This window comes from Stutzerimonas stutzeri (genome assembly GCF_002909485.1).
Taxonomy (GTDB): Bacteria; Pseudomonadota; Gammaproteobacteria; order Pseudomonadales; family Pseudomonadaceae; genus Stutzerimonas; species Stutzerimonas stutzeri_AH.
On the sequence record NZ_PPXG01000002.1, the window covers coordinates 756,230 to 762,318 of the forward strand.

Here is a 6,089-nt window from a genome sequence, read left to right on the forward strand (position 1 = left end):
TGCATTTGTTAGAGAAATTCAATTCTAGACATGCAAGAGGCCATTATTTTTTTACTGTTTCTTTGTCTATGTTTTTATTGTATAGCTCAAGAGCAGCTAGCTGTTTTATTATATAAAGGTTAAGCATGCTCTGATCTTTTTCAGGACATTCATATACTAGTACTACGCCCAGCAATCTAAGTTTAAGTTCTTGATCCCATGCGGAAAATGACTGGATATGGCAGGTTTGCCCACCATTTTCAAAGTTGAAGTAAAATCCATTTTTCTGTGGCAGAAGCTCTTTTTCAGTAATTATTTTATTTATCAGGTCTGGTGTGTTTTCATTGTGCAGCTTGTGACGAAGGGCGGCTGTAATGTCTTCGGCTGGATTGCTAGGGCCGCCGAGGTTTAAATAACGCACGTCAACGACGTTAATGTTTCCGCTGCTATAGCAATCTATTTTAATGTCAGCGCTTCTGAAATCGCATTTTTCAGAAGTGCTTGATTTTATGAAAGTTAATTTTTCTGAACCGGCTATTGGTGTTTGAATTGATATTGATGGGCTTGCGTCCGTTTTTGAGACGTTGCTACTGCATCCGTTAAGTAAGATTGCTATTGATAGGACAAATATCGATTTAGCTGTATTCATGTGGTCCCTCTGAGGATTCTCTAACGTTTGGTTAAGGGGCGGGCTTTAGCCCGTCCCAGTGAGCGCAGCGAACGGTTTGAAGGCTGTAATGGACTCTCCCCGCACCACGTTTCTTCTATAACACCGTGGTGACTGTTCGCTGGGAGAGACGCGATGAAACGCATAGCGGTTGATTTGGCCAAGTCCGTTTACCAGGTTGCCGAGAGTGTCCAGGTCGGCCGAGTGGATCGGCGCAAGCGGCTCGATTCCGGGGCATTTGCGCGATATGTACAGGAGCAGATCGAACCTGTCGAGTGGGTGATGGAAGCCTGTGGCACGGCTCACCATTGGGGCCGTGTTATGCAGGAAAAAGGCCATCGCGTCGTGCTCTTACACCCTCGATACGTGCGCCCGTATCGGCGGCGCAACAAGACCGATCGCAACGACTGCGACGCCATTCTGGAAACAGCGCGCTGCCAGGATATTCGCCCGGTGCCGGTCAAAAGTGTGCAACAGCAGCAAGTGCAACAACTCCACAAGCTGCGTGAGGGCTGGAAGAAGACCCGCGTGCAACGCATCAACCTGTTGCGCGGCATCCTGCGTGAGGCTGGGGTTGAAGCACCGAACGGCATCAAGCCGTTTCTGCGCCAAGCGTGCGAACTGATCGAACGGCCTGAAGTGCGTGCACTGCGCGGAGCGCTGCAGGTGGTGCTGGCCGAGATCAACCTCTATGAACAGTCGATGCGCGAGTGCGAAGAACAACTCGCACGCTGGCATGCTGACGATGAGATCGTGCACAAGCTCGACGAAGTCAGCGGCATCGGCCTGCTGACTGCCAGTGCCTTGAAAACTGCAGTCGGCAAGCCCGAGCGCTTCGCCAGTGGCCGACACCTAAGCGCCTGGCTGGGCATGACGCCCAGCGAATACAGCAGTGGCGAGCGGCGACGCCTAGGACGAATCAGCTGTAAGGGCAACGTCTACGTGCGCACCTTGCTGATTCATGGTGCACGAGCGGCGCTACTGGCAGCCAAGCGCTGCAAGGCGCGAACACCGGAGCGCCTGACCCAGTTGCAAAGTTGGGCGCTGCAAACCGCCGAACGCATCGGCCACAACAAGGCCGCGGTGGCGCTGGCAAACAAACTGGTGAGGATCTGCTGGGCGGTTTGGTGCCATGAACGACGGTTCAGCGGTAACTGGCGCAGCACAAAGCCCGCCTGATGGCGGGGGTAAATCAGAAAGGTGTTTCTAGTGGTTGTGGTGAGAAGCGAGACTGTCGGAACAGGCGAGTCCTGCAGCGGAACAAGGCCGATAACAATGATGATCTTCGCGATCGCTTGAACGCTTGGCCCCCGCTGCGCGAACTACAGGATGGCCAGGGCAATGCCCAGAACAGGCCGGATATACGAATGCAACCGCGCTGACGACAGGATCGAAAAAAGCTATTCCTCACTGCTTGTGGGGAGAGTCCATATAGGCTGTTATGCTATTTGTGTGTACTTCTTTTTAAGATTCTTAGCTAAACCAAACTGATCTCTGCTTGCTGTCCATTGGGTGGTGATTTCTTGAATACCCTTTGTGGCAACAATGAATGCCTGTATTAGTTCTATTCTTTGTTTCATCTCAATTTCAGATTCATCAGAGCCTATGTAAAAACCTCTTTCGTTTGACTCTGGAACTGGTTCGGATTTTTTTAATAAATGATGAAAGCTAGCATCCGATAGATGGATATACCCAGAGCAAAGCGAGTAAACGTGTTTTAACCAGGGATTTTGCTTTGCCAGAAGGCTGACAAGATAGCCATCAGAAAGTTTCTCTCCAGTTTTGTCTTTTATTTTTGATAGTTTTTCACCGGATATTATTTTGTTTGCAGTGTCATGAGGGTCTTTAGTTATTGTGATTCCGTATAGGCGAAGAACAGAGTCAAGTTGTAGGCGAAGTAAAGCTACGCCGCAAGAATAGCCACCATTATTTACGATTAGTGTAAAACCGTGCAGCACTTGCAGCGCTCTATTGCAGCTTGCAAGAAGAATAGCGTCAGCAGGGAAAAGCTGGCCTTTGCATGCCTCAAAGAGCTCTTGCCCAATAGTTTCAAATTCTTTGCTAATTTCTTCTAGCGTGCTCAGCTTTTCTTCCATGTTGCACCTAGGCATAACGATCAAGCTAAAGGGCCGGCTTTAGCCGGTCCCAGTGAGCGAAGCGAACGATTTGAGGGCTGTAATGGACTCTCCCCGCACCACGTTTCTTCTGACTCTCCCCGCACCACGTTTCTTCTATAACACCGTGGTGACTGTTCGCTGGGAGAGACGCGATGAAACGCATAGCGGTTGATTTGGCCAAGTCCGTTTACCAGGTTGCCGAGAGTGTCCAGGTCGGCCGAGTGGATCGGCGCAAGCGGCTCGATTCCGGGGCATTTGCGCGATATGTACAGGAGCAGATCGAACCTGTCGAGTGGGTGATGGAAGCCTGTGGCACGGCTCACCATTGGGGCCGTGTTATGCAGGAAAAAGGCCATCGCGTCGTGCTCTTACACCCTCGATACGTGCGCCCGTATCGGCGGCGCAACAAGACCGATCGCAACGACTGCGACGCCATTCTGGAAGCGGCACGCTGCCAGGATATTCGCCCGGTGCCAGTCAAAAGTGTGCAACAGCAGCAAGTCCAACAGCTGCATAAGTTGCGCGAGGGTTGGAAGAAGTCCCGCGTGCAACGCATCAACCTGTTGCGCGGCATCCTGCGTGAGGCTGGGGTTGAAACACCGAACGGCATCAAGCCATTTCTGCGCCAAGCGTGCGAACTGATCGAGCGGCCTGAAGTGCGTGCACTGCGCGGAGCGCTGCAGGTGGTGCTGGCCGAGATCAACCTCTATGAACAGTCGATGCGCGAGTGCGAAGAACAACTGGCACGCTGGCATGCCGATGATGAGATAGTCCGTAAGCTCGACGAAGTCAGTGGCATCGGCCTGCTAACCGCAAGTGCCTTTAAAACTGCAGTCGGCAAGCCCGAGCGCTTCGCCAGTGGCCGACACCTAAGCGTCTGGCTGGGCATGACGCCCAGCGAATACAGCAGTGGCGAGCGGCGACGCCTAGGACGAATCAGCTGTAAGGGCAACGTCTACGTGCGCACCTTGCTGATTCATGGTGCACGAGCGGCGCTACTGGCAGCCAAGCGCTGCAAGGCGCGAACACCGGAGCGCCTGACCCAGTTGCAAAGTTGGGCGCTGCAAACCGCCGAACGCATCGGCCACAACAAGGCCGCGGTAGCGCTGGCAAACAAACTGGTGAGGATCTGCTGGGCGGTTTGGTGCCATGAACGACGGTTCAGCGGTAACTGGCGCAGCACAAAACCCGCCTGATGGCGGGGGTAAATCAGAAAGGGTGTTTCTAGTGGTTGTGGTGAGAAGCGAGACTGTCGGAACAGGCGAGTCCTGCAGCGGAACAAGGCCGATAACAATCATGATCTTCGCGATCGCTTGAACGCTTGGCCCCCGCTGCGCGAACTACAGGCTGGCCAGGGCAATGCCCAGAACAGGCCGGATATACGAATGCAACCGCGCTGACGACAGGATCGAAAAAGCTATTCCTCACTGCTTGTGGGGAGAGTCCATATACGCCTTGTTAGGCGCTTCACGGCACGATTCTTAGCGTAGATGTGTGCCATCTGGGTTCTGTGCCTCCTCGTCGCGACGTGTGGGATAAAACTGCTTCTTTTCTTCTAGCTCGTAAAACAACAAGCCATGAATATCCAGCGCTTCTTTCTTGGGGATGCGGCGAGCCCATATGCGCTCAAAAGCCGAATTCAACTCACTGGCATTCTGACGCTCATAAACCTCATCGATAAATGCTACATCTTCGCCCGCTGGGAATATCAAATCGAATTCATCGTCTGTGGCCGAGGAAATGTCATATACAGCGTTCCTGGCCCCATCGAAGACTTGGATGTTTTTCATGAAGTGCCTAACGCTCACGATAAACGGCGCGAGGAACGAGCGTCCGGCGACCGCAGGGAGCGAATTAAATCGTTTTGTTAGTTCATTCGCGACGAGCCATTAGAAGCCCAACCCCAGCACTACCAAGTAGTCCAGCGCAAACCCTATTGAACAGGCGACGTTTAGATGGACGGGAGAACCAATGGCGCAATGCTTTACCAAAAAATGCATACCCGGCTATTGCGACCCACTCAAGCATTATAAATAGCCCACCTAAAATCACGAACTGGTATCCAACAGAACCTGTTGGATCAACAAACTGAGGCAAGAAGGCTGTAAAAATCAAAATAGCCTTAGGGTTTCCTGCCGCCAGGAAAAACTCTTGTCTCGCCAATTGAAATAGGCTTTTTCCACCCAGCGCTTCGTCGCCTCCGTCAGTTGGATCTGCAATCCATAACTGGAAGGCCAGCCAAAGTAGATAGAGTCCTCCGACGACCTTTATTGCGAGAAATAACTTTTCGGACGTATACAGTACTGTTGCCAGCCCTGTAGCAGCAAGAGTGATCATACCTACAAATGCTATCAGTCGACCAATACCTGCATAGCAGGCAGCCCTGATGCCGTAACGCTTTGCGTTCGCCATCGAAAGAAGGTTATTGGGACCAGGTGCCATGTTCAAAGCAAAGCATGCTGGTACGAATAACATGATGGTCATTAATGTCACGTCTGCTTCTCCTTTAAGAACTAACTATAATTAGACACCAATTGGTGTATAAGACGCCGAACGGGCTTGGTGTATAAAATTCCGTTCGATTCTCTTCCGAGGCCCTAGTTCCGGCCTTCTCAGGGAGGCAGGATGTTTATACACCAACTTCGAGAGGCCTTAAACCGTACCCAATGCATAGGTTGCACCGCGTGCGACCTTGAGCACCTTCCTACCCTTGTCGTGTCGATAAAGTGTCGAAATCAATGCGGTCCAGAGCGGAACAAAGCTGGCACGCACATGCCGCAGGCCTTGCAAAGCCGAAGACAGTCAGTCACTGCGAGCCTGAAAAACGAGTTCGACTCTCACTGCGTCTCCTCAATTTCGCTACTTTTCGCGCAATCTAAGAGCAACGTACTTCGACTTTGCCTGCTCCTGCAGAGTGGCCAACTTCAAGCAGGCACCGTTCCTCTACTTCAGATAACCCATTTTCAGCCATAGCCATTGGAAGGATAAGGAGCTTAGGTTTCCCTTTGAAGATGCCAGTGGCGCCCACCTTTGACAGGCCTTCTTTCAAACATTCAACCGCTGGCATGAATGTGCCAACCAGGAGTCGGGTGGTAGTAAACGGTGTAGTCGGCTCAACGGTAATGGTTTTTCCGTTTACAGTCAGAACCATCCTGTTCTTTAGAATCTCGACAGTTACTTCCATGTAGCGGGCCTCTAAGGATGGTCTGAAGTAGTTGTGTATTTCTGGCTGACTTCAGCCCCTGCCGATTTTAAAAGCGGCAAATCGATCAAAAACGCTCAGATCACCCGCTTATTTCTGTGTTTTTAGCCGCCGCGAGCACCTC

General features: G+C 51.7%; 6 protein-coding genes. 2 read left to right on the forward strand and 4 right to left on the reverse strand.

Annotated elements, in window-relative coordinates; all coding sequences use genetic code 11:
* Positions 1-43: 43 nt before the first annotated feature.
* Complete coding sequence (locus CXK91_RS22565) at positions 44-628, reverse strand: hypothetical protein (RefSeq protein WP_146048120.1); 585 nt, start codon at positions 626-628, stop codon at positions 44-46.
* A 153-nt stretch (positions 629-781) separates the two neighbouring features.
* Here CXK91_RS22565 and CXK91_RS07400 point away from each other — a divergent pair, with 153 nt between their 5' ends.
* Positions 782-1,825 carry an IS110 family transposase gene (locus CXK91_RS07400; RefSeq protein WP_103455517.1) on the forward strand — a complete coding sequence of 348 codons (1,044 nt, stop codon included), beginning with the start codon at positions 782-784 and terminating at the stop codon, positions 1,823-1,825.
* A 260-nt stretch (positions 1,826-2,085) separates the two neighbouring features.
* Here the strand turns inward: CXK91_RS07400 and CXK91_RS22570 are convergent, their stop codons facing one another.
* Positions 2,086-2,742, reverse strand: coding sequence for a hypothetical protein (locus CXK91_RS22570; RefSeq protein WP_146048121.1), 657 nt, complete (start codon positions 2,740-2,742; stop codon positions 2,086-2,088).
* A gap of 173 nt (positions 2,743-2,915) precedes the next feature.
* Between CXK91_RS22570 and CXK91_RS07405 the strand changes: the two genes are divergently transcribed.
* Positions 2,916-3,959, forward strand: coding sequence for an IS110 family transposase (locus tag CXK91_RS07405; RefSeq protein ID WP_103455518.1), 1,044 nt, complete (start codon positions 2,916-2,918; stop codon positions 3,957-3,959).
* A 285-nt stretch (positions 3,960-4,244) separates the two neighbouring features.
* Here the strand turns inward: CXK91_RS07405 and CXK91_RS07410 are convergent, their stop codons facing one another.
* Positions 4,245-4,553 carry a hypothetical protein gene (locus tag CXK91_RS07410; protein WP_103455519.1) on the reverse strand — a complete coding sequence of 103 codons (309 nt, stop codon included), beginning with the start codon at positions 4,551-4,553 and terminating at the stop codon, positions 4,245-4,247.
* An 82-nt stretch (positions 4,554-4,635) separates the two neighbouring features.
* A complete protein-coding gene (locus tag CXK91_RS07415; protein WP_103455520.1) occupies positions 4,636-5,256 on the reverse strand; it encodes a LysE family translocator in 621 nt (206 codons plus the stop codon).
* Positions 5,257-6,089 lie beyond the last annotated feature (833 nt).